Consider the following 26,946-nt stretch of genomic DNA (forward strand, 5'->3'; position numbering starts at 1 on the left):
GACACAGCTGCAGACGCTGCGGTCGCTGCGTCGCTTCGACTCGCTTCGCTCGCTCAGCAACCGGGGACGGTTATCGAGCGAGCGAAGCGAGTCGAGATGGGAGGCGTAAGCGAAGAATCAGCGCGCGTGAGCGAAGAATCAGCGCGCGGGGGCGAAAGGCAGCAGGCGGCCGGCGAGGCGGCGGGGCTGGGAGGCGATGCGTTCCGCGAGGCGCGTGACCTCCGCGGCGGCGGGGTCATCCGGATGTGCGACGACGATCGGATCGCCGGCGTCACCGGAGGCGCGCAGGGCGGGGCTGAGCGGGATCGACGCCAGCACGGGCACGTCGTGGTCGCCGTCCGCGGACAGGGCTGCGGCCACCTCGGCGCCGCCGCCCGAGCCGAACAGGTCCATCACGGTGCCGTCGGGAAGCGTCATCGCCGCCATGTTCTCGACGACGCCGATGACCCGCTGGCCGGTCTGCCGCGCGACGAGACCGCTGCGCACCGCGACGTCGGATGCCGCCGCCTGCGGCGTGGTCACAACCAGCACGTCGGCGTGGGGGAGCAGCTGGCCGACCGAGATCGCCACGTCTCCCGTTCCCGGGGGCATGTCGAGCAGCAGCACGTCGAGGTCGCCGAAGTACACGTCGGTCAGGAACTGCTGGACGGTGCGGTGGAGCATGGGTCCGCGCCACGCCACGGCGCCGGTGCGCGCGCCGGATCCGGTGCCGTCGTCCTGGAGGAACATGCCGATCGAGATCGCCTTCACGCCGTGCGCGACGGGGGGCAGCATCAGCTGGTCGACGCGTGTGGGCTGCGCGATCTCGCCGTCCTTCGCCAGTCCGAGCAGGGGAGGGATGGAGAACCCGTGCACGTCTGCGTCGATCAGGCCGACCGCCAGGCCGCGCTGCGCGAGCGCCACGGCGAGGTTCGCCGTGACGGTCGACTTGCCGACCCCGCCCTTGCCGCTGGTGACGGCGATGACGCGGGTGAGCGACTCCGGGCCGAATGGCATCCCGCGCACCGGCCGCAGGCGCGACGTGAGGGCCTTGCGCTCGGCCGGGGTCATCACGCCGACGTCGATCGTCACCGCGCCGACACCCTCGACAGACTCGGCCGCCCGCCGGACGTCCGACTCGATGCGGTCGGCGGCGGGGCATCCGACGATCGTCAGAGCGATGCCGACGCGCACATCCGCGCCCTCCGCCTCAATCCCGCGCACCATGTCGAGCTCGGACAGCGGTCGGCGCAGCTCGGGGTCGGAGACCCGGCCGACCGCCTCACGAACCCGCTCGACGAGCGTCGCGTCCGTCACGATCCCTCGGGCGCCGGGGCGTCGGCGTCGTCGCGGCGCCGGGCGTCGCGGGAGTCGAGCTGCTCGAGCATCGCCTTCAGCTCCTCCCGCAGCACCTCGCGGTTCACGACGCGGTTCTCGATGTCGTCCAGCGCCAGGCGCAGCGCGACGATCTCGCGCGCGAGGTACTCGGTGTCGGCGAGGTTGCGCTCGGCGCGCTGACGATCCTGCTCGATCTGCACGCGGTCGCGGTCATCCTGCCGGTTCTGGGCGAGCAGGATGAGCGGAGCCGCGTACGACGCCTGCAGCGAGAGGGCGAGCGTCAGGGCGGTGAAACCGAGGTCGGCGGAGTCGAACCGCAGCCCTTCGGGGGTCACCGAGTTCCACACCATCCAGAGCAGCACGAACAGCGTCAGTCCGATCAGGAACGCCGGCGTGCCCATCGCACGGGCGATCCACTCGGTCGCGCGGCCGAAGCGGTCGCGGTCGCGTGTGGTCGACGGAGCGAGCATCGGCGTGCGCCCGCGCACTACGTCCGGCCGCGACATGTCGCGCCCGGCCATCATCCGAGCCCCACCGTCGGGATCGTGCCGGTCCCGGGCGCGGGAGGCAGCGGCGCGTCGGTGTCGTGCGAGCGCCAGTCGTCGGGAAGCAGGTAGTCGAGCATGTCGTCGACGCTGATCGCGCCCACGAGACGCCGCGCCTGGTCGACGACGGGGAGCGACACGAGGTCGTAGCTCGCCAGGTGGCGCGCGACCTCGGCCGCGCTCGACGTCACCAGCACGGGCTCGATCGTGTCGTCGAGGATCGCGCCGATCCGCTCGTGCGGCGGGTAGCGCAGCATGCGCTGGAAATGCACCGCGCCGAGGAAGCGGCCCGTGGGCGTCTCGTACGGCGGCAGGGTCACGAACACGCTCGCCGCGAGGGCCGGGTGCAGCTCGTGACGGCGGATCGTCGCGAGCGCCTCCGCGATGGTCGCGTCGGCCGACATGATGATCGGCTCGGGGGTCATCAGACCACCCGCGGTGTCCGCGCCGTAGCGCAGCAGCATGCGGACGTCCTCGGCCTCCTCCGGCTCCATGAGCTGCAGCAGCTCCTCGGAGCGCTCCGGCTCGAGCTCGGCGAGCAGGTCGGCCGCGTCATCCGGATCCATCGCGTCGAGGACGTCGGCGGCGCGCTCGTCGCCGAGCTTCTCCAGGATGTGCGCCTGCTCCTCCTCGGGCATCTCCTCGAGGGCGTCGGCGAGGCGCTCGTCCGAGAGCTCCTCGGCGACCTCGAGCATGCGCTCCTCGGGCAGGTCGAGCAGCGTGTTCGCCAGGTCGGCGGGACGCAGCTCGGCATAGCTCGCCGCGAGGGCCTCGGCCGACTGCGCCTCGCCGGGGGCGTGGTGCTCTCGCACCTCGTGCCACGTCGCGAACGTCGTGGGTCCCTTCGCGAACGGAGATGCGCTGGTCTTCGGCTTGCGCAGGAACAGCTGCCCGATCGCCCACTCGCCGACGCGGTTCGGCTCGATCCCGACGTCCTCGATCACGGCCGAGCCGCTGCCGTCCACGAAGTGCACGCGGCGGCCGACGACCTCGGCGAGCACGCGCACCTCATCGGCGCGCGGCTGGAACCGGCGCACGTTGATCAGGCCGGTGGTGATGACCTGTCCCGAGGAGATGGAGGTGACCCGGCCGATGTTCACGAACACCTGCCGACGGCCGGGGATCTCGCACACGAGGCCGATCACGCGGGGCGCGGCCTTACTTCGATACACGACGACGACGTCCCGGACCTTGCCGAGCCGGTCGCCCGCGGGGTCGAAGACGGGGCAGCCGGCCAGCCGCGCCGCGAAAACCCTCTGCGTGCTCATGCCTCCAGCGTAGTCGGCGGGCGCCCCGGCCGAGCCCGCGCCGGGCCCGGCAGATCAGCGGTAGACGACGCGGAAACGCTCCGTGACGACGGGCATGTCGGGAGAGAACCCGTGGTCGTGTGCGGCGTAGGTCGAGAAGTAGCGCTGATGCACGTCTCGCCAGTGGGCAAGCGATCTGTCGCCCTCGCCCTCGGCTCGCGCGTGGTCGTCGTCGACGGCGTGGAAGGGCACGGTCTCCACGTGCGTGTTGAGGATCACGGCACGCGGATGCCCTGCCCCGTCGAGCACGATGTCGAACTGGCCCTGCACGGGGAGGGGATCGTCGCCCTCCTCGTACTCCCGCGCATCGCTCGAGGTGCCGGTCTTCGTGCCTTCGAGTACCAGGTCGAGGAGTGCGTCCGCATGTGCGGGGGTGGCGCCGAATCCCCATGCGGACGGCGGGCGGACCGGCACCTGCAGACCGGGCTCGGCAGCCAGGATGGCGCCTCGTGCTCGCGTCCAGAACTCGGCGACGGCGGAGGGATCGGGATCGGGGATCGTCACCGCGCAAGAATACGGTGATCGCGCCGCAAGCGAACGCGCCGCATCGCGCGGAGGCCGCGTGCGAGAATGGCGCGGTGCGATGCACTGAGCGAACGGAACGAGTCGCGGTGCGATGCACTGAGCGAACGGAGTGAGTCGAAGTGAGCATGGTGAGCGGGCTGAACAAGCCGTTCGAGGTCGGGCAGACGGTGGCGAGCTTCAAGGCCTACGACGCGGCGCAGAAGGCGGTGTCGAAGCTGATCTCGTCGGACATCCCCGCCGCTGACATCGCGATCGTCGGCACGGCGCTGCGCTCGGTGGAGAAGGTCACGGGCCGGCTCGGCTACGCGCAGGCCGCCTGGTCGGGCGCGGTCAACGGCGTGCTCCTCGGCCTGCTGTTCGCGGCGATGCTCGCGATCTGGACGCCCGGGGTCCCGATCTCGATGTTCGCGGGCTACCTGCTCGTCGGCATCGCCCTCGGCATGCTGTTCCGCCTCATCGCGTACTCGATCTTGCGCCGTCGTCGTGACTTCGCGAGCGTGATGCAGGTCTCCGCCGATCACTACGAGGTCACGGTGCTTCCGCGCAGCGTCGCCAAGGCGCGCCAGGTGATGGGCGCGACCGCCGCGCCGCGTCCCGCCCCCGAGGCCGCCGTCGTCGCCCCGCCCGTGTCGCAGGAGCCCCCGCGCTACGGGGTGCGGATCGATCCCGCCGCGCCCGCGCAGCGGCCGACGCCGGAATCGCACGTCGCCCCCGAGCCGCACGTCGCTCCGGCGCCCGAGCCCGAGCCGCAGGCCTGGACGCCCGAGGGCGACGCGTCGGGCTCGCGCCGCGACGACGGCGACGCCCCGAAGGATCCCGACCGCGCGTGAGCGCGACCGAGTCGACCCTCGAGGTGCCGCTCGCGTCCGGGCCGGTAGACGTGACGCTCGCGGTAGACCCGGCCGCCGACGCCCGGGCGGTGCTTGTGCTCGCGCACGGCGCCGGCGCCGGCATGCGGCATCCGTTCCTCGCCGGCCTCGCGGCCACGCTCGCCGATGGCGGCGTCACCGTGATGCGGTTCAACTTCCCGTACGTCGAGGCGGGCCGGCGGATGCCGGGGCGCCCGGCCGACGCGATCGCGACGTGGCGGGCGGTGGCCGCCCACGCCGAGAGCGAGGGACTGCCGGTCTGGGCGGCGGGCAAGTCCTACGGCGGACGGATGGCCTCGATGGCCGCCGCGGAGGGAGACCTCCCCGTCGCGGGGCTGATCTACCTCGGCTACCCGCTGCACGCGCCGGGAAAGCCCGAGAAGCCGCGTGCCGAGCACCTGCCGCAGGTCGCGCAGCCGCAGCTGTTCGTCGAGGGCGACCTCGACCCGTTCATCCAGCCGCTCGATCAGTTCCGCGAGGTGGTCGCGACGTGCCGCGACGCGCGCGTCGAGTGGATCGAGGGCGGCAATCACTCGTTCGAGGTGAAGGGGCGCAAGCGTCCGGCCGACAGGATCGGCGCCGAGCTCGCGCCCATCCTGTCGGCCTTCGTCCGCTGAGACGCGGGCGGGTCAGGCGCGCAGCCGTGCGATCCAGGCCTCGACCTCGTCGGCCGTGCGCGGGATGTCCGCCGACAGGTTGACGGGGCCGTCCTCGGTCATCAGGATGTCGTCCTCGATGCGCACGCCGATGCCGCGATACTCCTCGGGCACCGTTACGTCGTCGATCTGGAAGTACAGGCCGGGCTCGATCGTGAACACCATGCCGGGCTCCAGCAGGCCGTCGTAGTACATCTCGCGGCGCGCCTGCGCGCAGTCGTGGACGTCGATGCCGAGGTGGTGGCTCGTGCCGTGCACCATGTACCGGCGGTGGTGGCCGCCCTTGTCGGCGTCGAGGGCCTCCTCGGCCGTGACCGGCAGCAGGCCCCACTCCGCCGTGCGGCGGGCGAGCACCTGCATGGCGGCCTCGTGCACCTCGCGGAACTTCACCCCGGGCTTCGCCGCGGCGAACGCGGCGTCGGCCGCCTCGCGGACGGTCTCGTAGATCTTGCGCTGGATCGGCGTGAAGGTGCCGCTCACGGGGAGCGTGCGCGTGATGTCGGCCGTGTACAGGCTGTCGACCTCGGCGCCGGCGTCGACCAGGATGAGGTCGCCGGGAAGCACGGCCCCGTCGTTGCGGGTCCAGTGCAGGTAGCACGCGTGCGGGCCCGAGGCGGCGATCGTGTCGTAGCCCTCCCAGTTGCCGTCGCTGCGGGCGCGCTGGTGGAACACTCCCTCGACGATCCGCTCGCCGCGGGGGTGCTCGATGACGCGCGGCAGCTCGCGGACGATGTCGTCGAAGCCGTCGGCCGTGACCTTGACCGCGAGGCGCATCTGCGCGACCTCGTACTCGTCCTTGCGCAGCCGCAGCTCGGACACGAAGCGGGTCAGCTCCTCGTCCTGGTCGACGACGAGGTCGCCCTCTCGCGATTCGAACGTGTCGACATGCGCGGTCGCCACGCCGAGCTCCCCGGCGACGCCGGGAAGCGCGGGGCGCGGGCCGATCCAGAACTCGCCGATCGTGGCGTCGGAGTAGAACTCGGCCGTCGTGCGGTCGGCGCGCTCGCGGAAGTACAGCGTGATCTCGTGGCCGCCGTCGGTCGGCTCGAACACGAGCAGCGATTCGGGCTCGGAGTCGGAGGCCCATCCGGTCAGATGCGCGAAGGCGGAGTGAACGCGGAACGGGTAATCGGTGTCGTTGCTGCGCTGCTTGAGCGGGCCCGCCGGGACGACGAGGCGCTGGCCCGGGAACGCGGCCGACACCGCGGCGCGGCGGGCGGCGGCGAACGGGGCCTGCTCGCGCAGCGCCGGACGCTGCTCGGGGCGCTCGGCCCAGCCCTGCGAGATCGTGTCGAGGAACCCCTGCGGGTACGGCTGGCGGCGGTTCGTCACGCCCTGGGGCTGCTTCTCGGCCGCGGTCTCGGTGGTCTCGGTGGCGTCGCTCATGCCTTCCAGTCTCTCACCCGGCACAGGCAGCCGACCTACCCTGGGGGAGTGACCAGCGCTCCCGCCCGTGCCCCGCATCCCGCCCTCGCCTTCGCGATCGACCTCGTGCTCGTGCTGGTGTTCCTGGCGATCGGGCGGGCGACGCACGCCGAGCCGGTGTTCGATCCCGCGTCCCTCGTCACCGCGTGGCCGTTCGCGGTCGGGATGCTCATCGGCTGGGCCGTGATCCTGCTGACGCGCACTCCTGCGACGGGCATCCTGGCCGGCGGGATGGTGTGGTTCGCGACCCTCGTCATCGGGATGGTGCTGCGGGTCGCCGCGGGCGGGACGGCGGCCGTGGCGTTCATCATCGTCGCGGCGATCACCCTGGCGGTGTTCCTGATCGGCTGGCGCCTGATCGCCCGCCTCGTGCGCCGCGCCTAGCTAGCCGACCGGCTCGAGCTGCACGACGAGCGGCCGGTGGTCGCCACCGGCGCCGTCGAGGTTGGTGAGCACGATGGATCCGGTCGCGCGCCACGCGTCGGAGTGCATCACGTGGTCGATCGGCGCCGACAGCAGCGCGGGCACGTCCGTGGGCCATGTCCCCACGCCGCCGTTGCCCGTCTCCGCCGCCGCGTCGTGGCAGTAGCCGAGGTCGGCGCCGCCCGCGGCGAGCGAGGCCATGTGGTCGAGCGTGGCGTTGAAGTCGCCCGCGATGATCACGTTCTCGCCCTCGGGGCACTGATCCGCGATCCAGCGGAGATCGTTGCGCCAGACGTCCATGTACGCCGGCCGCGGAGCGATCGCGTGCACCGCGACCACCGTCGGGCCGGTGCCGTCGACCGGCATGACGACCGCGCTCGGCAGCAGGGCGGTGTTGCTCGAGCCGTCGTCGGATGACTCGATGACCGCGTAGTCGCCGAGATCGGGGGAGATCAGGATGGTCGTCACCCACGACTGCGGACCGCGCTCGATCTCCTCGTTGTACTGCACGTGATGCACCCACATCGGGCGCCCGAGCTCGCGCATCTCGATCGCGACGTCCTCGCCCACGCTCTGCGCCGTTTCGGGCAGCGCGATGATGTCGGCGTCCATCGCGACCGCCGACTGCGCGATCTGATAGGCGCCGGTCGCATCGCCCGCGGTGTTCCAGGTCATGACGCGCACGCTGGTCTCCGTCGCCTCCGGAAGCGTGTCGCCGTAGCCGCGCACGCCCAGCGTGACGCCGCCGGCGGTCGCCCCGAGGGCCGCGACGAGGGCCATCGACATGGCGAAGCCGCGCATCGGGCGGGCGAGCGCCATCAGCAGGAAGAGGACGGTCAGGATCGCGAACGCCGCCACCAGGATGCCGCGCATCGACACGATGTGAGCGAACGGCATCGTCTGCTCGAGGCGGAAGAACTGCGGCCATGACACCAGTGCCGTCGCGATGGCGAACAGCACCGTCACGAGGATCCCCAACACGCGCAGCACGCCTTCGACCCTAAGTTGCTCCGCTGAGAAACCGGCGAAACCGACGCGTGTATCGCGTGTGTGAGGGCCCGTCGCCATCCGGACTACGATCGGCCTGTGGGCGATGTCGGAGGCGAGCGGTTCAGGGGCCCCAGCGACCTGCACCTCCACTCCACGCGCTCGGACGGCACCGAGCCGCCGGCGGACGTGATGGCCGCGGCGCACCGTCACGGGCTGCGCACCGTGGCGCTCACCGACCACGACACGACGGCCGGATGGGCGGAGGCGGCGGAGGCGGCGACGTCGCTCGGCATGACGCTGCTTCCCGGCATGGAGTTCTCGGCGAAGCACGAGTGGCGCAGCGTCCACCTGCTCTCGTACCTGTTCGATCCGGACGATCCGGAGCTGCGGGCCGAGACGGAGCGGATCCGCGGCGATCGGATGGGCCGTGCCGAGCGGATCGTGGCGAACATCGCCCGCGACTACGACCTCACGTGGGAGGACGTGCTCGCCCAGACGACGCTGGATGCGACAGTGGGACGCCCGCACATCGCCGACGCCCTCGTTGCGCGTGGGCTCGCCCGCGATCGCGGAGAGGCCTTCGACGGCATCCTGCATCCCCGCGAGGGCTACTACGAGCCCCATTACGCCCCCGACCCGTTCCGCGTCGTCGAGCTGGTCACGGCGGCCGGGGGAGTCGTGATCATCGCGCACCCCACGCCCCACGGTCGGTCGCGGATGATGCCGGAGTCGGTGCTGCACGCGCTGATCGACGCGGGGCTCGCCGGGTTCGAGATCGACCACCGCGAGAACACCGCGGACGGAAAGCGGATCCTGCGCCGCATCGCGGCCGACCGCGACCTGATCGTCACGGGGTCAAGCGACTACCACGGCCGGGGCAAGCCGAACCTCCCGGGGGAGAACACGACGAGCGACGCGATGGTCGCGCGCATCATCGCCCGCGCGACGGGCACCCCGCCGGTCTACCCCTAGCCTCGAGCGCCCATGGGCGGGCGTGGCTGTGCCCCTCTGCGAGCGCAGCGAGCGTGGAGCGGAGCGAGCGTGGAGCGGAGCGAGCGTGGAGCGGAGCGACCAACCAGCGCGCCCGGACGAAGCGTCAGCGACGTCCATCGAGCATGAGTCCCGGCAAGCACTGTGCCCTCGTGATGTTCCCCTGTGCGAGCGAAGCGAGCGTGGAGCGGAGCGACCAACCAGCGCGCCCGGACGGAGCGTCAGCGACGTCCATCGAGCACGAGTCCCGGCGCGGAGCGTCGGGTGAGCGATCGATCAGCGCGCGGCCCGAGAAAGCACGGCGTCGGGCGAGTGATCGATCAGCGCGCGGCCCGGAAAGCACGGCGTCGGGTGAGCGATCGATCAGCGCGCGGCCCGAAAAAGCACTGTGCCGGGCGAGCGATCGATGACGTGCGCTGACTACCCCGCGAAGCGGGAGAAGATCAAGCTCCCTGCGGGCTCTGACCCGAGGGGCGACGACGACGGCGGCGGCGCGCCGGGGCGGGCTTGCCGTCGTGGTGCTCCTTGCCTTCGCCGTCGTGCGTGCCGGAGCCCTCGACCTGCTCGGTCGGCGTGGCGGGCTGGCCGTGTTCGGCCACCGGCTCGGTCGCGGTGCCGGTCGCGCCTGCGGGGCGGCGCGTGCGCGTGCGTCCGCCGCGGTCGCCTCCTCGGCCCTCGCCGCCCTGCGAGCGACGCTCGGGGCGCGGGCGCTCCGACGTCGGGGCGGTCGTGAGACGGCCCTTCGTGCCGGCCGGGATGTTCAGGTCGGTGTACAGGTGCGGGCTCGAGGAGTAGGTCTCGGTCGGCTCGGGCTGACCGAACTCGAGGGCGCGGTTGATGAGCGCCCACTTGTGCAGGTCGTCCCAGTCGACGAACGTCACGGCGATGCCCGTCTTGCCGGCGCGGCCGGTGCGGCCCGCACGGTGGAGGTACGTCTTGTCGTCATCCGGGATCGTGTGGTTGATCACGTGCGTGATGTCGTCGACGTCGATGCCGCGGGCCGCGACGTCCGTGGCGACGAGGACCTGGACCTTGCCGGCCTTGAAGGCCGCCATCGAGCGCTCGCGCTGCTCCTGGCCCATGTCGCCGTGCACGCCGCCGACGCTGAATCCGCGGTCGCCGAGCTCGTCGACGAGGCGCTGCGCCGCGCGCTTCGTGCGGGTGAAGATCACGGTCTTTCCCGCGCCCTCCGCCTGCAGGATGCGGGCGATGATCTCGTCCTTGTCGAGCGAGTGCGCGCGGTAGACGATGTGCTTGATGTTCGCCTGCGTCAGGCCCTCGTCCGGATCCGTCGCGCGGATGTGGATCGGGTTCGACATGAAGCGGCGCGCGAGGGCCACGATCGGGCCGGGCATCGTCGCGCTGAAGAGCTGCGTGTGACGCACCTGCGCGACCTTCTGGAAGATCTTCTCGATGTCGGCGAGGAAGCCGAGATCCAGCATCTTGTCGGCCTCGTCGAGCACGACCTCGGTCGCGTTCGACAGGTCGAGCAGGCGCTGGCCGGCGAGGTCGATCAGACGGCCGGGGGTGCCGACGACGATCTGCGCGCCCGCCTTGAGCTGGTCGATCTGGCCCTCGTAGGCCTTGCCGCCGTAGATCGCGACGACGCTCGTCGCGCGGTTCGACGTCAGCAGGTCGAGGTCCTCGTACACCTGCACGGCGAGCTCGCGGGTGGGCACGACGATGAGCGCCTTGACGCCCGGCTCGGGGTTCTGGCCGAGGCGCTGCACAACGGGGATGCCGAAGCCGAAGGTCTTGCCGGTGCCGGTCTTCGCCTGGCCGATGAGGTCCTGGCCCGGGAGGGCGAGCGGGATCGTCTGCTCCTGGATGGGGAATGCGTCGACGATCCCCTTCGCGGCGAGGGCGTCGACGATGTCCTGGTCGACGCCGAGGTCGGTGAAAGTGGTCACGATGTGTGCTCGAGCCTGTCCGGCAGCCAGCGCTGCCTGGGAGATGCGGTCCACGCCTTCGGTCTGCTCCAGGCGCGGCGGCCCCGATCCGACGCCGGGGACCGCACCAGCCTACCGGAGCCTCCTGACACGACCCCCGCGCGGGCGATGATCCTTCACGGACGCGGCCGGGCCGGGCCCGTAGGCTGTAGCGCGTGGTGAACTGGAAGTTCTGGCAGCAGCGTCCGCCCGCGCGGATCCTGCGCCTGCGGTCGCGCGGCGACATGGGCGATGCGACGCGCGTCGACTTCGAGGAGCTCGCTCCCGCCGTCGAGACGTTCCTCGGGCAGGCGGCGTACCTCCAGCTCGGGTACTTCGAGACCCTCAGCCGCCTCATCCGCGCCACGCCGGAGCTCGAGGAGAAGGAGGCGCTGTCGCTCGCCGCCGGCGCCGCGCTCGTCAAGCACCGCGCGATCATCGACGTGATCCGCGACCGCGGCGACGACCCCGCCGAGATCATGCGCCCGTTCCAGGAGCAGCTCGACACGTTCCGTCGCGCGACGATCGGCGCCCGCCCGCGCGAGACGATGCTCTCGGTGCACATCACCGCCGGGATGCTCGACGACTTCTACCGCGCCCTCGCCGCCAGCTACGGCGACACCGGCCGCCGCATCGCGCGCATTCTGAACGTCGACAGCGACCGCGAACTGATCGTCGACCTGATCCGCGCCACGATCGACGCCGACGACGAGATGCGCTCGCTGCTGTCGATGTGGGCCCGCCGCCTCGTCGGCGACACGCTGCTCGTGGCAAGGGCGGCGCTGCGCCCGCAGCGCCTCGGCATCGACGACGAGAAGAAGGTCGAGCCGGTCTTCACGGCCCTGATGGCCGCGCACGCGCGCCGCATGGACGCCCTCGGTCTCGCCTCCTAGAGGGGCGCACCGGGCCCGCGTGCGGACCGTCCACCCGAGACCGGCGGATGCCCATGTCCGGCTGGTACCGTCGCCAGGGCCGGCAGCTCGCCGGCGATCAGGGAAGACTTCTCGTCTGCCGGCAGCCCCACGGGCCTCGTCGTTTTTCAGTCGCCCGCTCTGTGAGTGACTGCAAGGAGGCACCCGTGCCCGCCGACCGAGACATCCACGCCGCATCCGCCCATCCCGAGGTCGTTCCGGCGCCGCTCGTCGCCCTTCCGACCGGGTCGACCGCGATCGTGTACTGCGAAGGCCAGTTCGGCGAGCAGGACGGAAAGACCGCCAACGGTCTCGTCCGCCACTCCGAGAAGTACGAGATCCTCAGCGTGATCGACAGCCGTCACGCCGGCGCCGATGCGGGCACGTTCCTCGACGGCGAGCCCGCGGGCATCCCGATCCTGGCGGATCTCGCCGAGGCTATCGCGCACGCCGGCACGGTGCCCGACTACCTGATCTGCGGCGTCGCCCCCGCCGACGGGCTGCTGTCCTCGGCTCAGCGCGTTGTGCTGCTCGACGGCATCGCCCGGGGCATGCACATCATCAACGGCCTGCACGAGTTCCTCAGCGACGACGCGGAGTTCGCCGCCGCGAGCATCCTGGCGGACGTGACGATCACCGACATCCGCCGCCCCCGGGAGAAGAAGGACCTGCACCTCTTCTCGGGCCGGATCTTCGACGTCACCTGCCTCCGGATCGCGGTGCTCGGGACGGATGGCGCGATCGGCAAGCGGACGACGGCCACGTTGCTCGTCAAGGCGCTGAACGATCGCGGGATCCACGCCGTGATGGTCGGGACGGGCCAGACGACGATCATCCAGGGCGGCCGGTACGGCGTCGCGCTCGACGCGCTCGTGCCGCAGTTCTGCTCGGGCGAGGTCGAGAACCAGGTCGTCGCCGCCTTCGAGGGCGAGGACCCCGACGTCATCATCGTGGAGGGGCAGGGCGCCCTCAGCCACCCGGCCTACCTCACCTCGGCGCACATCCTCCGCGGCAGCCGCCCGGCCGGCGTCATCGTGCAGCACGCGCCGCGTCGCGAGGTGCTCGGCGACTTCCCGATGGTCGCGATGCCGACCCTGGCGAGCGAGGTGGCGCTGATCGAGGCCTTCGCCGACACCCGCGTGATCGGCATCACGGTCAACCACGAGCGGATGACGGACGCCGAGATCGGCGACGCGATCGATGAGATCGAACTCGCGCACGGACTCCCGGCGACCGACCCGCTGACGCGCCCTCTCGGCCGCCTCGTCGACATGGTGCTGCGCGCGTTCCCGCAGCTCGACCGCGGGGCTCCCGTCACGGCCTCGGCCGCCTGATCCGCGCGGCTCACGGCGTCGGCGCAGACGCGCGCCGTACCCTGAGCGGCGGGCGGTGAGTGCTCGTTCGCCCGGAGAGGAACGCGTGCTCCCCATCGTCGACATCGTGATCGTGGTGCTGCTCATCGCCGCGCTCATCACCGGCCTGCGCGTCGGGCTGTTCTCGGCCCTCGGCGCCCTCGCGGGCCTCGTCGCCGGCGGTCTCGCCGCGCCGTGGGTCCTGCCGATCGTGGCGCGTGCGGTCACCGATGCCGGCTGGCGGCCGCTCGCCGTGATCGGCAGCGCGGTCGCGCTGCTCGCGCTGGGCGCCGCGCTCGGATCGGCGATCGGCCGCGTCATCCGCCACGGCGCGGATCTGCTGAAGCTCAAGGCCGTCGAGCGACTCCTCGGCGGCGTCGTCGCCGTCGTCGCCGTGGGCCTGGCCCTCGTCCTCACCGGCTCGGGAATCGCCACCGCCGGCATCCCCGTGGTGTCGCCCTCGGTGGCATCCTCGAGCGTGCTGCGCACGATCGACCGCGTGACGCCGGCTCCGGTGTCGGAGGCGATGGCGCGCCTTCACGCCGCGACGCTTGGCGAGACCGTGCTTCCCACGATCGACGGGCTGCTCGGCGACGTGGAGGCGCCCGCCGGCGCCGAGTCCGTCGACACGAGCCTGCCGGCGCTGCGGACGTCGGCGCAGTCGGTCGCGCGCATCCGAGGCATCGCGAGCTCCTGCAGCCGCAGCCTCACGGGCACCGGCTTCGTGGCCGCCGAGGACCGCATCGTGACCAACGCGCACGTGGTCGCCGGCGTGGAGACGCCGATCGTCGAGCTGCCCGGCGAGCCCGCGCGTGACGGCCGGGTCGTGTACTTCGATCCGGTGGACGACCTGGCGGTCATCGCCGTGGATGTCGAGGCGGCGGCCCTGCCGATCGCCGGGACACTGAGCCCGGGCGCCCCCGCGGCGGTGCAGGGCTTCCCGTACGGGGGACCGTTCAAGACGGTGCCCGCCACGGTCGCGGCGACGGGCTCCGCTCCCATCGCGGACATCCACGGCGGCTCCGTCGCGCCGCGCGAGGTCTATGCCCTGTCGGCCGCGGTGTACCCGGGCAACTCCGGCGGCCCGCTGCTCACGCCCGAGGGCGCCGTGGCCGGCGTGATCTTCGCGCGGGACGAGGTGCAGCAGAACGTCGGCTACGCGATGACGACCGTCGAGCTGCTGCCGGTGCTCGCACAGCTCGACAGCGCGACCGACCCGGTCTCGACCGGATCCTGCGTCGGCTGAGAGCTCAGGCGAATCGGCTCAGGCCAGGCCGAGGCGCTTCTCGGCCGCGGCATCGCGGGACGCGCGCAGGCGGCTGAGCGCATCGGTGCCGACCCAGCAGAGCAGGAACGAGACCGCGAGCGTGACGAGCCACGTCACGGGGTTCCCCTCGCCGAGGCCGGTCCACGTGCAGATCGCGTAGACGACCGCGGCGGTCGCGCCCGCGATGGCGGGAGCGAGCGCCACGCCCCGCAGGCCGCGGCGCGGCAGGGCGAAGTGGATGCCGACGCCGATCGCGACGGCGGCCACGAGCGCGAGGACGATGTACATCGGCGTCAGGCGACGAAGCCGACGCGGCGGGTCTCCTCGCTGCCGACCTCGACGAACGCGAGGTTCGCGGTCGGGACGATGTAGGAGTTCCCCTTCACGTCCGTGAACGAGAGGTGGCTCTGGCCGCTGTCGAGGGCCGCGGCGACGGTCGTCTTGACGTCCTCGGCGCTCTCCGACGACTCGAAGCTGAGCTCGCGGCCGGTGTTGGTGATGCCGATGCGGATGTCCACGGGTGACTGCCTTTCGTCGCGCCAGAAGCCCGCTCGGGTGGATCAGCGGGGCCGTGTCACAACTCTATGGCAGGGGGTCGACACGGCAGGCGGCTGAACGCTGACAGCGAAACGGCGGCGACACTGGAGGCGTGACCGAGACCATCCTCAAGGAGAACGCGGACGCGCCGGCCGGATTCTTCGAGTCGGAGGCGGCCGGTCTGCGCTGGCTCGCCGAGGCGGAGACGGACGGGGGAGCGAGGATCGCGCGCGTCGTCTCGGTGGACGTGGGACGGATCGAGCTGGAGCGCATTCGCGAGGCGGCGCCGACGCCCGGCGCGGCGCGCGCGTTCGGGGTCGCTCTCGCCCGCACGCACGCGGCGGGCGCGGACGCTTTCGGCGCCGCCCCGGACGGCTGGAACGGTCCGGGGTTCATCGGCAAGCGGCCCCAGGCGTACGCGCGCGAGCAGCGGTGGGGCGGCTTCTACGCCCGCACCCGCGTGCTGCCGTTCCTCGGCATCGCGGTGGAAGCCGGCAACCTGACGGCGGATGAGCGTCGCACCGTCGAGGATGCCTGCGCGCTGATCGCCGGGGGCGCCTTCGATGACGCGGATCCGCCGGCTCGGATCCACGGCGACCTGTGGGCCGGGAACGTGCTGTTCTCGCCGGACGGCGTTGTGCTGATCGACCCGGCCGCGCACGGCGGGCACCGGGAGACCGACCTCGCGATGCTCGCCCTGTTCGGGGCACCGTTCCTGGAGGAGATGCTCGCCGGCTACGCGTCGGAGCATCCGCTGCACGACGGCTGGCGCGAGCGGGTGCCGGTGCACCAGCTGCACCCGCTCGCGGTGCACGCCGCCGGCCACGGACGCGGCTACGGGGTGCAGCTCGCACGGGCGGCGCGCGCGACCCTGGCGCTCGCGTGAGCGGCCGGGTGTCGGAGGCCGCGGTTAGCGTTGAGCGCATGGGTGTCACGGAATGGGACGAGCCTCAGCGCGCGGTGCTGAGCCTGCCGGCGGACGCCTCCGGCACCGTGGTCGGGGCGCCCGGCACGGGCAAGACGGCGGTGCTCGTCGAGCGCGTCGCGCGCCTCATCGACGAGGGCGTCGCGGCCGACGAGCTCGTGGTGCTGACCCCGACGCGCGTCTCGGCCACGCGGCTCCGCGACGAGCTCGGCGTCCGGGTGCGGGTGGCGACCCCGGGGCCGCTGGCGCGGTCGATCGGGTCCTTCGCGTTCCAGGTCGTGCGGGCCGAAGCGGTGCGCCGTGGCGAGGAGCCCCCCAAGCTTCTCACGGGGGCGGATCAGGACCGGATCGTCGCCGACCTGCTCGCAGGTCACGAGGAGGACGAGCGCGAGGGCCTGTCGCTGTGGCCGGATGAGCTCGGCGCCCCCGTGCGGGCGTCCAAGGGCTTCCGCTCCGAGCTGCGCGCCTTCCTGAGCGAGCTGACCGAGCTCGGCGTCGGCCCGGCCGAGCTCGCCTCGCTCGACGTGCCGGCGTGGACCGCGGTCGCCCGTTTCATGCGCGAGTACCGCGGCGTGCTCGACGGCATGCGCTCGCCGCATCGCGATGTCGCCGAGCTGTACGCCGAGGCCGCCGTCGCGCTGCGCGACGGCGCGGTCATCGCGGGGCTCGAGCGCCTGCGGGTCGTGTTGATCGACGACGCTCAGGAGCTCACGCGCGGCGGCATCGCCGTTGTCGAGGCACTGCGACAGCGCGGCATCGCGGTGCTCGCGTTCGGCGACCCCGACATCGGATCGGGAGCCTTCCGCGGCGTCACGCCCGAGCTGTTCCTGCGCCTGTCGGCGGTGCTTGGCGAGCGCCACGTCCTCGACGGCGCTCACCGCGCCGCCCCGGCCCTCACCCGCCTGACCCGCTCGGTGACGCAGGCGATCGGCGCGGCCGGCGTCGTGGCGCACCGACGCGCCCCCGGCCCCGAGGTGGAGGAGCACGGGGTCGTCGAGACCCGGCTCGCCGCCTCCCCGTACGAGGAAGTCGACCAGATCGCCTGGGCCCTGCGCGACTGGCACCTGCTGGGCGGCGTCCCCTGGTCGCGGATGGCGGTGATCGCGCACGACACCCGGCAGCTGACGATGCTCGAGGCCGAGCTCGCGGCCCGGGAGGTGCCCACCCGCGCCGCCGGCGTGCAGCGGCCTCTGGGCAGTGAAGCGGTGGTCCACGACATCGTGGAGATCGTGCGCCTGGGCCTGCAGGATCACGCGGAGCGGCAGCCCGAGCTGCTGATCGAGGCGCTGCGCTCGCCGTTCGGCGGCCTCGACGGCGTCGGGCTGCGGCGCCTTCGCGCGCACATGCGGCACGCGGAACTCGCGGACGGCGGCAACCGGCCGGCACGCGAGCTGCTGCACGAGGCCCTCGGGCATCCCGCGGCGTTCGACCTGATCGACACCCCCGAGGCCCGCACCGGTCGGCGTCTCGCCGAGACGCTGCGCCTGCTGCACGAGGAGGGAGCCCGGGGTGCCACGGTCCACGAGCTGCTCTGGCTCGTGTGGGACCGGGCGCGCACCGCCGACGGCCGCAAGCTCGAGCGCGCGTGGCATGAGACCGCTCAGGGCGAGGGGCCCATCGCCGCCGAGACGGGCCGCGCCCTCGACGGCCTCGTGGCGCTGTTCGCCGCGGCGAAGCGCGCGGTGGAGCGCAACCCCGAGGAGGGGCCGCTCCCGTTCATCCGCGAGATCCTCGACAGCGACGTGCCGGAGGACACCCTCTCGGCACCGGATCGGCCGGGCTCGGTGACGCTGCTGACGCCGGCGAACGCGCTGGGCGTCGAGTTCGACGCCGTCGTGATCGCGGGCGTCCAGGACGGCGTGTGGCCGAACGTCCGCCTGCGCGGCGGGCTGCTCGAGTCGTGGCGCCTCGCCAAGACCGTCGCCGCGCACCGCGCGGGGCTGCCCGGCGCCGAGCCCGCCGGGGTGCTCGACCGCCGCCGCGCCGCCATGCACGACGAGCTGCGCCTGTTTGTGCGGGCCGTGTCCCGCGCCCGTGCGCGGCTGCTCGTCACGGCGGTCGACGACGACGACACCGGGCCGAGCGCGCTCTTCTCGTTCCTTGCCGATCCGCCTCACGACGAGAACCGCGCCGCGCACCCGCTCACGCTGCGGGGCCTCGTCGCCCGGCACCGTCGCACGCTGACCGAGTCGGCGGACGCGCGCGAGCGCGTCGAGGCCGCGGGACAGCTCAGCATGCTGGCGACCGCGCAGGTGCCGGGTGCAGCCCCCGACGAGTGGTACGGAGTGCTCGCACCGTCGACGGACCGGCCGCTGCGCGACCTCGATGCCGGCCCGGCACGCGTGTCGCCCTCGCGCATGGAGGCATTCGAGGAGTGCGGCCTCGGCTGGGTGATCGACGGCCTCGGTGGCAGCACCGTCACGCCGCCGAGCGCCGGCATCGGCACGATCCTGCACGCCGCCCTCGAGCGCTTCCCCGACGGCGACCTGGAGGGGCTCCGCTCGGTGGTCGACGAGCGCTGGCCCGAGCTCGACTTCGAGACGCCCTGGATCGCGACGAAGGAGCGCGCCCGCGCCGACCTCTACGTCGAGCGGCTTCATTCGTACCTCCGCGCGGTGCGCGCGGACGGGGGAGCGCACGTGGTGTCCGAGGCACCCTTCCGCTTCGCCGTCGGGATCGACGGCGACGACCCCGACTCGCCGCCCCCGGTCTACGTCGGCGACGAGGTCGAGGGCCCGCGCCGGGCGATCGTCAGCGGCGTGATCGACCGGGTCGAGACGTACCCCGTCGGCGCCGGCGAGCACGGCCCCGGGCGCTCGCGCGGCTGGGTGGCGATGGACTGCGCCGACACCGAGGCGGCCGAGCATGTGGTCGTCGTCGACCTGAAGAGCGGCCGCTACGAGAAGCCCGGCGACAACGACGTGCTGCAGCACGGCCAGCTGTCGGCGTACCAGGTCGCCGTCCAGGAGGGCCTCGTCGAGGGTGCTCCCGCGGGCGGCCTCGCCGGTGCCCGGCTCGTGATCGTGTCGCAGACGCTCGCCAAGAGCGACTACCGCGTCGCGCACCAGCACCGGCTCGTCGACGAGTCGCGCGCGCAGTTCCTGCGGCGGGTCGCAGACGCCGCGCGCGGGATGTCGGCGAGCAGCTTCATCGCGCAGGTCGACGCCCACTGCACCGAGGGGATGTTCGTGAAGCCGTGCCGGATCCACACCATCGATTCCGTGAGCGCGTAGGGGAGTCGGTGAGCGCATGAGCATGCAGACGCAGACCGAGCCGATCCTGCCCGCCTCCGGATGGGACGGCGGCCACGGCATCACGGCGACGGACATCGCCGCGGCCCTGGGGCTGCCGACGCCCACGCCCGCGCAGCAGCGCGTGATCGAGGCGCCGCCGAGCCCCGCGCTCGTCGTGGCGGGCGCGGGCAGCGGCAAGACCGAGACCATGGCGGGACGCGTCGTCTGGCTCGTCGCCAACGAGCATGTGCGGCGCGACGAGATCCTCGGCCTCACCTTCACCCGCAAGGCGGCGGGCGAGCTCGCCGAGCGCATCGGCGCGCGCCTCGCGCTGATCGACGAGTTCGGGCGTCGCGGGCTGCTTCCGCACCTTCACGAGATCGTGCGCGACGGCGCCCTCGCCCGCGTCGCCGCCGCGACGACGCCCGCGCAGCGTGAGGCGGTGCGCCGCGAGGCGCTGGACGGGCTCGCCGCCTCGCTCGGCACCGGCTGGGATCCGGCCGCTCCGCGCACGGTCGACGACCTCATGATCCGCCCCCGGGTCGGCACCTACAACGCGTTCGCCGACTCGATCGTGCGCGAGCACGCCGCGCGCATCGGACGCGACCCGGATGCCGCGATGCTCAGCCAGTCGGCCTCCTGGCTGATCGCCCGGCACGTGGTGCTGCGCGCGGACATCCCCGGACTCGAGGAGGTGGATCGGGCCCTCAACGGCGTGGTCGACGCCGTGCAGCGCCTCGCGGCGGAGGTGCTCGATCACCGCATCGACCTCGATGAGCTGCAGCGGGTCGCGCTCGACCAGGCCGCCGCATTCGAGCCGTACCGCGAGAAGGGCGACGTCGACAAGGCCGCCGCGAACCTGCTGGCGATGCCCATCCTCGTCCAGCTCGTTCGCGACTACATCGCCGAGAAGGAGCGTCGCGGAGTGCTCGACTTCGCCGACCAGGTCAACGGCGCCTACGACATCGTCGAGCGGGCTCCTCAGGTGCGGGCCGATCTGCGCGAGCAGTACCGGGTCGTCCTTCTCGACGAGTACCAGGACACGTCGGTCATCCAGACGCGCTTCCTCGCCGAGCTGTTCCGCGACACGACAGTGATGGCCGTCGGTGATCCGCACCAGTCGATCTACGGCTGGCGTGGCGCCAGCGCCGACAACCTCTACGCCTTCGACGCGGCCTTCGCCCGCGAGCTTCCCGCGGTGCACTTCAGCCTCATGACGAGCTGGCGCAACGACGAGCGGATCCTCGCCACCGCGAACCGCATCCTGCGTCCCCTGCAGGGCCGAGGGAGCTTCACGGTGCCCGAACTCGAGCCGCGCCCCGGGGCGGGCGAGGGGCGGGTGTCGTCACGGTTCGAGCTCACGGTCGATGACGAGGCCGCCGCGGTGGCCGAGTGGTTCGCCGAGGTGCGCGCGTCGCACGGGGCGGCACGGCCCCACACCGGCGCGATCCTGTTCCGCTCGAAGAAGCACATGCAGACGTTCGCCAAGGCCCTCGGCGACCGGGGCATCCCGCACCGCATCCTGGGACTCGGCGGCCTGCTGACGACACCCGAGGTCACCGACGTGGTGGCGATGCTGCGGGTGCTGCACGATCCGACGGCCGGGTCGGCGCTCATCCGGCTGCTCGTCGGCCCCCGATTCCGCATCGGCGTCGCGGACATGGCGGCCCTGTACGACCTGGCGACCGAGCTCGCTCGCCGGGACGGCGGCCTGACGCCGCTGTCGGACGAGCTCAAGGCGCGCCTGCGCAGCTCCGCGGGCGTGGACGAGGCGGTGTCGATCGTCGACGCGGTCGACTTCGTCCGCACGACCCGCGACGACTACCGGCTGCTGCAGGACATCACGCCGGAGGGACGCCGCCGCCTGCGCCTGGCGGGGGAGATGCTCACCCGCCTGCGGCGCGCGGTCGGGCAGCCGATCCCGGAGCTGATCCGGCTCATCGAGCTCGAGCTGCGCCTCGACATCGAGCTCGCCGCCAACGAGACGCGCGGTCCCGCCCGTGTCGCGTCGACGCAGCTGCGGGCGTTCGTCGACGAGGTGCGCGCCTTCCTCTCCGCCGACGAGCGCGGCACGATCGGCAGCCTGCTCGCCTGGCTCGACAAGGCCGAGTCGACCGACGAGCTCATGCCGCGCACCGAGCCCCCCGAGCCAGGCGTCGTGCAGCTGCTGACGATCCACGGGTCGAAGGGCCTCGAGTGGGACGCGGTCGCCGTCGTGCGCATGGTCGACGACGAACTGCCGAGCCGCGTCAGCGACACGTCCGGCTGGTTCGGCTTCGGCGTCGCCCCCTTCTCCCTGCGCGGCGATGCGGCCGCCCTCCCGCGGTTCACCTGGGACCCGGCCGGAGCGATGGCCGAGGCGGGGGAGGATCCGGTCAAGCGCCACAAGGCCGCCCTCGATTCCCTCGCCGCCGGCAAGACCAAGGCCTACCCGCACGGCGGCGCGCTCATGCGCTTCAAGGACGCCTACCGCGCGTATCAGCAGGAGGAGGAGCGCCGCCTCGCCTATGTCGCGGTCACGCGCGCTCGCGGCGACCTGCTGCTGACCGGCGCGTACTGGGCCGGCCAGAAGTCGCCCCGCAAGCCGAGCCCGTACCTGCTGGACGTGATCGACGAGCTCGGCCTCGAGCCGATCGGCGAGGTGGACAAGGACGACAACCCGTACGAGGGGACGGCGCTCACCCGGCAGTGGCCGCTCGATCCGCTCGGGCACCGGCGCGATCCGGTCGCCGCTGCCGCCGAGCTTGTGCGCGAGACCGCGCCCGCCGAGCCCACGCTGCAGGCGGCGCGCCTGCTCGCCGAGCGGGAGGAGCGCGGCCGCGGGCGCCTGCTCGCCGCACCGACCCGCATCCCGGCGTCGCGGTTCAAGGACTACGTGACCGACTTCGCCGGCACGGTGTCGCAGATCGACAGGCCGCTGCCCGAGCGGCCGTACACGCAGACCCGCATCGGCACGCTGTTCCACCAGTGGGTCGAGCAGCGTTCCGGCATCGCCGGCTCCGGCTCGTCCACCGACGACGCGCTCTGGGAGAGCGACGAGGAGCTGTGGGGCGGGGACGCGTTCGCCGAGCTCGGCCCCGAGACCGAGGTGTCGGCCGAGGACGAGGTGGCGCTCTCCCGGCTGAGGGAGACGTTCCTGCGCAGCGAGTGGGCGCACCTGAAGCCGCTCGAGGTCGAGACCGAGATCGACTTCGCGATGCCCGCCGCCGACGGCGAACCGGGGCACATCGTGATCTGCAAGCTCGACGCTGTCTACGAGCGGGACGGCCGGATCGAGATCGTCGACTGGAAGACCGGCAAGGCCCCGCGCACCGCGGCCGAGAAGGAGGAGCGGATGCTCCAGCTCGCGCTGTACCGCGTCGCCTACCACCGGCGGCACGGGGTGCCGCTGGAGCGGATCGACGTCGCGCTGTACTACGTCGCGGACGACCTCGTCATCCGCGGCGACCGGGTCTACTCGGAGGAGGAGCTGGTCCAGCGCTGGAACGCGGCGCGCGCCGAGCGGCGGGTCTCCGCGGCCTGATCGTCGCCGGCGTCGTCCGTCTTCGCGACGGCGATCGCATCCGTGTCGGTGCCGTCGTGCGCGGAGCCGTCCGGCGTGGTCGCGATGCCCACGAACTCGGACGGATCGATCGGCTGCGTCTCGTGGGCCGCCGCCGTCGACCGCGCCCGCTTCTCCTCGCTCCAGGAGGCGTCGGGCCCGAGCGTCAGCTCATCCGGATCGAACGCGTCGGTCTGCATCGACGTGTCGACGGCCGGGGCCTCGGCGCGCTGCGGCACGTTGGCCAGCACGGTGAGCGCGTCGTCGATGTCGGTGCGGCCCTCGTCGTCGATGTCGGCGAGCAGCACGTCGTCCTTCACACCCTCCGCCAGTGACTCGAGCAGCGCGGCGGCATCGTCGACGACGTCGGAGCGGTGCGCCTCGAGCCCGTGCACGAGCCAGCGCGCGAACTCGAGCTCGGCGTGCAGGCGCGCGCGCACGCGCACGGCCGCGTCGGGGGCGCGGTGCGCGGCCTCGCCATACGCGCGGAAGATGTCCCGCGCCGCATCGGGGGCCGAGGCGACCCACCGCAGGTCGACCGCGGGGTCGTCGATCGAGAGGCCGTGCCAGTCGAGCACGCCGGAGACGCGGGGCGCGCGGCGCTCGTCGTCGGTGAACAGGAACGACGCGGCCTGGGTGCCGCCGAGGCACACGGACGGCTCGAACGCCCAGAGGCGGTCGTCGTCGAGGGCGTCGCGCCAGCGCACCGTCAGCCGCACGGGAAGCCGACCGCTGTGCGAGGCCGCCTCGACGACGCGGCGGACCTCGGCGCGGGATTGCTCGGGGGTGCGCTCGCGCAGCCCGGCCGAGCGGACCACGGAGGGCGGCAGTGCGTGAAGCGCGGCGAGGGCGTGGCCGATCGAGGTCGCGGCTCCCTCGCCCGGGGGCAGCTCGACGGCGTCGATGAGGTAGCCGGGAACGAAGCTCGTCACGATGGCGCGCCCGCCGGTGATGCCGGTCGCGCCGATGTACTCCGGCGCCTGGAACGGCAGCATCTCCCGCACGCCGGGCGTGAGGGCCCGCAGCGCGACGACCTCGGCGGCGAGCTCCTGGTCCACGTCGTCCTCGTTCGCCACGCGGACGACGAGTTCGCTGCCGTCGACGAGCGTCGCGACGGCGGAGTCGAACCGTCCGCCACCGCCGGCCGTGAGCCGTCGAGCGCCGACCACCTCGGCATCCGGGACGGCCGCCGTGGCGGCCGCCGCTAGAGTGAGAGGAGAGCGTGCCATGCCCTCAGGGTAGGTCGCAGGCACGGGCGAACCACCCGCGCCACGCCCGCGAGAGCGCACGCCGCGCTTCCCTCCGATGAAGTTCAGGAGCCTCGATGCGCCGTAGTGAGCCAGCGGAGCGAGACGAGACAGGCCGCTCGGATTCCGCCGTCGCCGCCGCCGATTTGGTCGCCGCGATCGATCGCGCCGCGGCCGAGCGCGACGATCCGCGCCTGCTCGAGCACCTCCGCTCGGAGGCCCCGACGCGCGTGCTCGTCGTCCACGGCGCCGTCGCGGCGCGGGCAGAGGGAGAGCCCGCCCGACTTCACGCCCTCGCCCCTGCCGAGGTGCCCGAGGGGGCGGAGTGGGGCTTCCTCGGTCGCACGTCCCTCGGCGCCGCCGTGCTCGTGGCGGCGTTCGACGCGCATGCGCCGGAGCCCGTCGCGGCCCCGGGCGGCTGGGGCGGCCCGCGCGACCTCGGCGCCCTGCTCTCTCCCGAGGAGGCAGACACGCTCGTCGCGGCGGTGAGCCTCGGCCGGTGGCTGACCGGGCACCGCTTCTGCCCGACGTGTGGCGGGCCCGCCGCCCTGCGCCAGGCCGGCTGGTCGCGGCGCTGTACTGTGTGCGGCCGCGAGCATTTCCCGCGCAACGACCCCGCCGTGATCGTCGCGATCACCGATCCGCAGCGCCGTCGCCTGCTGCTCGGGGCGAACGCGAACTGGGGCGGCCGGATGCACTCGGCGTTCGCCGGGTTCGTCGAGGCGGGGGAGTCGCTCGAGACGGCGATCCACCGCGAGCTCTTCGAGGAGGCGGGCGTCCGCCTGACGGATCTCCGCTACGTGAGCTCCCAGCCCTGGCCGTACCCGCACTCGCTGATGCTCGGGTTCGAGGCGACCGCGATCGATCCGGCCGAGGCGCGGCCCGACGGCACGGAGATCGTGGATGTCCGCTGGCTGACCCGCGAGGAGGTCGGCGCCGCGCTCGCGGGCGACGGCGACGTCGGACTTCCCGGCCCCGCGTCCATCGCCCACGGGCTGATCCGCGGGTGGTACGAGGAGGAGCGATGAGCGCGCTGGACGGGCTCGACGAGTACCAGCGCGAGGCCGCCGCGACGCTGCGCGGCCCCGTCGTCGTGCTCGCCGGAGCCGGCGCCGGCAAGACGCGCGTCATCACGCACCGGATCGCGCACGGCGTCGACACGGGCGCCTACTCGCCGCAGCGGGTGATGGCCGTGACGTTCACGACGAAGGCCGCGGGCGAGCTGCGGGGACGGCTGCGAGCGCTCGGCATCGAGGGGGTCTCGGCGAAGACGTTCCACGCCGCCGCTCTCGCGCAGCTGAACTACTTCTGGCCCCAGGTCGCGGGCGACGAGGCACCCCGCATCGTCGACAACAAGGTCAAGCTGCTCGCCCACGCGGCCGACGCGCTTCGGCTGCGCCCCGATCGCGCGACCCTGCGCGACGTCGCCGCTCAGATCGAGTGGCGCAAGGTCACGATGCGCTCGATCGAGCAGTACGGGCGCCTCGGCCGCAGCGTGGGGACCATCAGGACCGAGGCGCTCGTCGAGCTCATGACGCAGTACGAGAAGCTCAAGGACGAACGGCGGCAGCTCGACTTCGAGGACGTCCTGCTCGCCTGCGCGGGAATGCTCGAGGCCGAGCCCCGCGTCGCCGTCGCGGTGCGGGAGCAGTACCGCCACTTCACGGTCGACGAGTTCCAGGACGTCTCGCCCCTGCAGAACCGCCTGCTTGAGCTGTGGCTCGGCGACCGGCGCGACCTGTGCGTGGTGGGCGATGCAAGCCAGACGATCTACTCGTTCACCGGCGCCGACTCGCGGTACCTGCTGGAGTTCCCGACCCGCTACCCCGACGCCACTGTCGTGCGCCTCGAGCGCAACTACCGCTCGGATGCCGCGGTGCTGGATGTCGCGAACGCGCTGATGCGCGGCCGCCCGGGAGCCCTGACGCTCGTGTCGGGCGCGGGAGAGTCGACCTCGCCGAAGCCCGAGGTCGTCGCCTACGCCGACGACCAGGCAGAGGCGGAGGGCGTCGCCGACACGATCGCACGCCGGATGCAGAACGCCCGCGCCGACGAGATCGCGGTGCTGTACCGCTCGCACGCGCAGTCGGCGGGAATCCAGCAGGCGCTGGCGGCACGGGGCATCGCGACGACGGTGCTCGGCGGCAGGCGGTTCTTCGACATGCCGGAGGTGCGTCAGGCGGTGCTCGCGATCCGCGCGGCCGCGGTGGCGCCGCACGGCAACGGGTTCGTCGACGAGGTGCGCACGGCGCTGCGCGGCCTCGGGCATCAGGACGAGGCGCCCGCCGCGGGCGGTGCGGTGCGCGACGCGTGGGAGGCGCGCAGCGCCATCCTGCGCCTGGCAGAGGAGGCGCCCGAGGGAACCACGCTCCGCTCGTTCGCCGACGACCTCATGGCGCGGGCGAAGGATCAGCACGAGCTGTCGATGCGCACCGTCACGCTGTCCACCCTGCACGCGGCGAAGGGCCTCGAATGGCCGCACGTGCACATCATCGGCTTCTCGGAAGGGCTCCTGCCGATCTCCTACGCCTCCACGCTCGAGGGCGTCGACGAGGAACGGCGCCTCGCCTACGTCGGCATCACGCGCGCCGCGCGAACCCTGTCGATCTCGTGGGCTCGGCAGTCGGCAGCGGGACGAGGGGAGCGGGCGCCGTCGCGGTTCCTCGCCGAGATCGGCCCGCAGCTCGCTCAGGGACGGCCGTCGCCGGGCGGCAGAGGCACTCCGGGTGCGGGCGATGCGAGCGCCACGCCCGCCGGGCGTCCCCGCTCGAGTGCACGGACGTCGACGCGCTGACGCGGTCACCCGTCCGGTCGCGCAGGAGACGGGCGACGAGCATCCCCGCCTCCATCGCCCGGGCCCGCGGCACGGCGACGGGCCGCCGCGCCACGAGCTGAGCGACGAGCGCCGGCCAGGCGGGATCGCGATCGCGCTCGTGCGCCGCGAGGCAGGCGAGGCAG

The 26,946-nt window shown here is 72.9% G+C and carries 22 protein-coding genes; 12 read left to right on the forward strand and 10 right to left on the reverse strand.

The window, feature by feature from the left end; translation table 11 throughout:
* Nucleotides 1-138: 138 nt before the first annotated feature.
* The 4 genes from ABD161_RS03570 to ABD161_RS03585 are packed head-to-tail and all read right to left on the reverse strand — an operon-like array spanning nt 139 to nt 3,673.
* Nucleotides 139-1,299 carry an Mrp/NBP35 family ATP-binding protein gene (locus ABD161_RS03570; RefSeq protein ID WP_344000102.1) on the reverse strand — a complete coding sequence of 387 codons (1,161 nt, stop codon included), beginning with the start codon at nt 1,297-1,299 and terminating at the stop codon, nt 139-141.
* A complete protein-coding gene (locus tag ABD161_RS03575) occupies nt 1,293-1,841 on the reverse strand; it encodes a DUF1003 domain-containing protein (RefSeq protein WP_425560765.1) in 549 nt (182 codons plus the stop codon). The genes ABD161_RS03570 and ABD161_RS03575 overlap by 7 nt, the downstream gene beginning before the upstream one ends.
* Nucleotides 1,838-3,130: a magnesium transporter MgtE N-terminal domain-containing protein gene (locus ABD161_RS03580; RefSeq protein WP_135113339.1), complete on the reverse strand. Its 1,293-nt coding sequence runs from the start codon at nt 3,128-3,130 to the stop codon at nt 1,838-1,840. Before ABD161_RS03580 ends, ABD161_RS03575 begins: the two co-directional genes overlap by 4 nt.
* 54 nt (nt 3,131-3,184) lie before the next feature.
* On the reverse strand, nt 3,185-3,673 hold the full coding sequence (locus ABD161_RS03585) for an ASCH domain-containing protein (protein WP_343999752.1): 489 nt from the start codon (nt 3,671-3,673) through the stop codon (nt 3,185-3,187).
* A gap of 146 nt (nt 3,674-3,819) precedes the next feature.
* Here ABD161_RS03585 and ABD161_RS03590 point away from each other — a divergent pair, with 146 nt between their 5' ends.
* Together ABD161_RS03590 and ABD161_RS03595 are read left to right on the forward strand one after the other, a co-directional pair.
* Nucleotides 3,820-4,524, forward strand: coding sequence for a YflT domain-containing protein (locus ABD161_RS03590; protein ID WP_344000104.1), 705 nt, complete (start codon nt 3,820-3,822; stop codon nt 4,522-4,524).
* Nucleotides 4,521-5,180, forward strand: a complete 660-nt coding sequence (locus ABD161_RS03595) for an alpha/beta hydrolase family protein (RefSeq protein ID WP_343999754.1) — start codon at nt 4,521-4,523, stop codon at nt 5,178-5,180. Before ABD161_RS03590 ends, ABD161_RS03595 begins: the two co-directional genes overlap by 4 nt.
* Before the next feature lie 12 nt (nt 5,181-5,192).
* Here ABD161_RS03595 and ABD161_RS03600 read toward each other — a convergent pair whose 3' ends face one another.
* Nucleotides 5,193-6,605, reverse strand: a complete 1,413-nt coding sequence (locus ABD161_RS03600) for an aminopeptidase P family protein (protein ID WP_343999756.1) — start codon at nt 6,603-6,605, stop codon at nt 5,193-5,195.
* 48 nt (nt 6,606-6,653) lie between these two features.
* Here ABD161_RS03600 and ABD161_RS03605 point away from each other — a divergent pair, with 48 nt between their 5' ends.
* Nucleotides 6,654-7,028 carry a DUF3054 domain-containing protein gene (locus ABD161_RS03605; protein ID WP_343999758.1) on the forward strand — a complete coding sequence of 125 codons (375 nt, stop codon included), beginning with the start codon at nt 6,654-6,656 and terminating at the stop codon, nt 7,026-7,028.
* Here the strand turns inward: ABD161_RS03605 and ABD161_RS03610 are convergent, their stop codons facing one another.
* Complete coding sequence (locus ABD161_RS03610; RefSeq protein ID WP_343999760.1) at nt 7,029-8,057, reverse strand: endonuclease/exonuclease/phosphatase family protein; 1,029 nt, start codon at nt 8,055-8,057, stop codon at nt 7,029-7,031.
* 96 nt (nt 8,058-8,153) lie between these two features.
* Between ABD161_RS03610 and ABD161_RS03615 the strand changes: the two genes are divergently transcribed.
* On the forward strand, nt 8,154-9,029 hold the full coding sequence (locus ABD161_RS03615; protein WP_343999762.1) for a PHP domain-containing protein: 876 nt from the start codon (nt 8,154-8,156) through the stop codon (nt 9,027-9,029).
* Nucleotides 9,030-9,490: 461 nt separating this feature from the next.
* Here ABD161_RS03615 and ABD161_RS03620 read toward each other — a convergent pair whose 3' ends face one another.
* Nucleotides 9,491-10,957 (reverse strand): DEAD/DEAH box helicase, encoded by a 1,467-nt coding sequence (locus tag ABD161_RS03620; protein WP_343999764.1) that lies wholly within the window; start codon nt 10,955-10,957, stop codon nt 9,491-9,493.
* A gap of 194 nt (nt 10,958-11,151) precedes the next feature.
* On the opposite strand from ABD161_RS03620, the gene ABD161_RS03625 reads away from it, so the two are divergent.
* From ABD161_RS03625 to ABD161_RS03635, 3 genes are all read left to right on the forward strand, one after another.
* Complete coding sequence (locus ABD161_RS03625; RefSeq protein WP_135113352.1) at nt 11,152-11,868, forward strand: ferritin-like fold-containing protein; 717 nt, start codon at nt 11,152-11,154, stop codon at nt 11,866-11,868.
* Nucleotides 11,869-12,053: 185 nt separating this feature from the next.
* Nucleotides 12,054-13,220, forward strand: coding sequence for an N-acetyltransferase DgcN family protein (locus ABD161_RS03630; RefSeq protein WP_343999766.1), 1,167 nt, complete (start codon nt 12,054-12,056; stop codon nt 13,218-13,220).
* Between the two features lie 85 nt (nt 13,221-13,305).
* Nucleotides 13,306-14,484, forward strand: coding sequence for a MarP family serine protease (locus ABD161_RS03635; protein WP_343999768.1), 1,179 nt, complete (start codon nt 13,306-13,308; stop codon nt 14,482-14,484).
* 18 nt (nt 14,485-14,502) lie between these two features.
* On the opposite strand, the gene ABD161_RS03640 is transcribed toward ABD161_RS03635, so the two are convergent.
* Complete coding sequence (locus ABD161_RS03640; protein WP_343999770.1) at nt 14,503-14,793, reverse strand: hypothetical protein; 291 nt, start codon at nt 14,791-14,793, stop codon at nt 14,503-14,505.
* 5 nt (nt 14,794-14,798) lie between these two features.
* Nucleotides 14,799-15,023 (reverse strand): DUF3107 domain-containing protein, encoded by a 225-nt coding sequence (locus tag ABD161_RS03645; RefSeq protein WP_135113357.1) that lies wholly within the window; start codon nt 15,021-15,023, stop codon nt 14,799-14,801.
* A gap of 131 nt (nt 15,024-15,154) precedes the next feature.
* Between ABD161_RS03645 and ABD161_RS03650 the strand changes: the two genes are divergently transcribed.
* From ABD161_RS03650 to ABD161_RS03660, 3 genes are read left to right on the forward strand one after another with little or no spacing between them, the layout of a single operon-like run.
* Nucleotides 15,155-15,928, forward strand: coding sequence for a fructosamine kinase family protein (locus ABD161_RS03650; protein ID WP_343999773.1), 774 nt, complete (start codon nt 15,155-15,157; stop codon nt 15,926-15,928).
* Nucleotides 15,929-15,966: 38 nt separating this feature from the next.
* Nucleotides 15,967-19,200 carry an ATP-dependent helicase gene (locus tag ABD161_RS03655; protein ID WP_343999775.1) on the forward strand — a complete coding sequence of 1,078 codons (3,234 nt, stop codon included), beginning with the start codon at nt 15,967-15,969 and terminating at the stop codon, nt 19,198-19,200.
* Between the two features lie 22 nt (nt 19,201-19,222).
* Entirely contained in the window at nt 19,223-22,723 is a 3,501-nt protein-coding gene (locus tag ABD161_RS03660; protein WP_425560783.1) for an ATP-dependent helicase, read from the forward strand.
* Here ABD161_RS03660 and ABD161_RS03665 read toward each other — a convergent pair.
* Nucleotides 22,654-23,970, reverse strand: coding sequence for a phosphotransferase (locus ABD161_RS03665; protein ID WP_343999779.1), 1,317 nt, complete (start codon nt 23,968-23,970; stop codon nt 22,654-22,656). The two genes, ABD161_RS03660 and ABD161_RS03665, sit on opposite strands and share 70 nt — an antisense overlap.
* A gap of 95 nt (nt 23,971-24,065) precedes the next feature.
* Between ABD161_RS03665 and nudC the strand changes: the two genes are divergently transcribed.
* Together nudC and ABD161_RS03675 are read left to right on the forward strand one after the other, a co-directional pair.
* Nucleotides 24,066-25,016, forward strand: a complete 951-nt coding sequence (nudC, locus tag ABD161_RS03670) for an NAD(+) diphosphatase (RefSeq protein WP_343999781.1) — start codon at nt 24,066-24,068, stop codon at nt 25,014-25,016.
* Nucleotides 25,013-26,782 carry an ATP-dependent helicase gene (locus ABD161_RS03675; protein ID WP_343999783.1) on the forward strand — a complete coding sequence of 590 codons (1,770 nt, stop codon included), beginning with the start codon at nt 25,013-25,015 and terminating at the stop codon, nt 26,780-26,782. The genes nudC and ABD161_RS03675 overlap by 4 nt, the downstream gene beginning before the upstream one ends.
* Nucleotides 26,783-26,946 lie beyond the last annotated feature (164 nt).

This window comes from Microbacterium paludicola, from assembly GCF_039529675.1.
GTDB lineage: Bacteria > Actinomycetota > Actinomycetes > Actinomycetales > Microbacteriaceae > Microbacterium > Microbacterium paludicola.

Bases quoted from the DNA above. Each gene is read 5' to 3' on its own strand.
- ABD161_RS03660 (WP_425560783.1), top strand. From the start codon at position 19,223: ATGCAGACGCAGACCGAGCCGATCCTGCCCGCCTCCGGATGGGACGGC.
- ABD161_RS03665 (WP_343999779.1), bottom strand. From the start codon at position 23,970: ATGGCACGCTCTCCTCTCACTCTAGCGGCGGCCGCCACGGCGGCCGTC.
- nudC (WP_343999781.1), top strand. From the start codon at position 24,066: ATGCGCCGTAGTGAGCCAGCGGAGCGAGACGAGACAGGCCGCTCGGAT.
- ABD161_RS03590 (WP_344000104.1), top strand. From the start codon at position 3,820: ATGGTGAGCGGGCTGAACAAGCCGTTCGAGGTCGGGCAGACGGTGGCG.
- ABD161_RS03675 (WP_343999783.1), top strand. From the start codon at position 25,013: ATGAGCGCGCTGGACGGGCTCGACGAGTACCAGCGCGAGGCCGCCGCG.
- ABD161_RS03655 (WP_343999775.1), top strand. From the start codon at position 15,967: ATGGGTGTCACGGAATGGGACGAGCCTCAGCGCGCGGTGCTGAGCCTG.
- ABD161_RS03575 (WP_425560765.1), bottom strand. From the start codon at position 1,841: ATGATGGCCGGGCGCGACATGTCGCGGCCGGACGTAGTGCGCGGGCGC.
- ABD161_RS03600 (WP_343999756.1), bottom strand. From the start codon at position 6,605: ATGAGCGACGCCACCGAGACCACCGAGACCGCGGCCGAGAAGCAGCCC.
- ABD161_RS03640 (WP_343999770.1), bottom strand. From the start codon at position 14,793: ATGTACATCGTCCTCGCGCTCGTGGCCGCCGTCGCGATCGGCGTCGGC.
- ABD161_RS03580 (WP_135113339.1), bottom strand. From the start codon at position 3,130: ATGAGCACGCAGAGGGTTTTCGCGGCGCGGCTGGCCGGCTGCCCCGTC.